This window comes from Cohnella sp. GbtcB17 (assembly GCF_019091135.1).
Taxonomy (GTDB): domain Bacteria; phylum Bacillota; class Bacilli; order Paenibacillales; family Paenibacillaceae; genus Cohnella.
This window is the reverse complement of sequence record NZ_JAGXJW010000538.1, coordinates 1-231: the sequence shown is the minus strand read 5'-3', so window position 1 is coordinate 231 and position 231 is coordinate 1. Positions and strand designations below refer to the sequence as shown.

Below are 231 nucleotides of genomic sequence, written 5' to 3'. Positions count from 1 at the left end.
GCTGGCATTTCAATCGATTCGAGACAATCCGTGGCCGATTCAGCAGGTGCTGCAGCAGATGCTGGGAAAATGGAGAACGGACGATGAGGGGGCAAAATGGCCTCTCGCTGCCTCCAACATTATGGCGTACATATCCCGCGCTCCGAACCCCGTGTCGCCGACAGGATTGAGCCGTGCGCTGAATTTGCATCGCAACACCATTTTGGGGCAACTCGCTCGCCATGTCGCATC

General features: G+C 56.7%; 1 protein-coding gene. It reads left to right on the top strand.

Annotated features, from left to right (window positions below; all coding sequences use genetic code 11):
* Positions 1-231, top strand: a 231-nt coding sequence (locus KVT38_RS34355; RefSeq protein ID WP_217598161.1) for a hypothetical protein, incomplete at both ends; no start/stop codon positions are given.